The sequence below is a fragment of the Mesorhizobium sp. M1A.F.Ca.IN.020.06.1.1 genome (genome assembly GCF_004023265.1).
GTDB lineage: Bacteria > Pseudomonadota > Alphaproteobacteria > Rhizobiales > Rhizobiaceae > Mesorhizobium.
The window spans coordinates 1-567 of sequence record NZ_RZSR01001702.1 but is presented as its reverse complement, the minus strand read 5'-3'; the positions used below and the strand labels follow the sequence as shown (position 1 = coordinate 567).

At 69.3% G+C, this 567-nt stretch carries 1 pseudogene; it reads right to left on the bottom strand.

Going from position 1 to position 567, the window contains the following annotated elements:
- Positions 1–567: pseudogene (locus tag EOA60_RS36450) on the bottom strand (integrase); the annotation flags it as partial.

Genomic DNA, 567 nt, shown 5'->3' with positions numbered 1-567 from the left:
CTCCAGCCATTCCTGCAGCGCCAGCACGGGCCGGCCGACCAGCAGGACAAAAGCGTCGTCGTTGGCTTCAGTGGTTTTGGTGCGGCCGAGCCGGATTTTTGCGCAAGGCAGTTTCGGTCCCTCGGGTTCCTTCGGATCGGCGGCGACCGGATCTTGCTCCTCGATCTGCGCCAGGCGCAGCGATGCCACCTCGCTGCGGCGCCGGCCGCCGGACGCGAATGCCACCAGCAGCAGCGCGCGGTCGCGGACGTCGACGAGCCGATCGCCGGCGCACGCCTTCAAGAGGACGGTGAGCACGTCGGCGGTGACCGCCTTCTCGCTCTTGCGCTTCCGCGGACGGGGGCTGGCGCGCACTGCCAGTTTTAGCGCCGAGCGCAGACCCGGCGCGTTGAACTTTCCCGCAAAACCGCGCCATTGCGTCAGGGTCGACCAGCTCGACAGCCGCCGGCGCACGGTGGAGGGGGCATGCGGACCTTCGACGCGCAACAATCCGGACGCCCTCAAGGCGTCCGCCACTTCGTTCGGCATCCCGTGCGCCGGCGGCTGTCGAGCTGGTCGACCCTGACG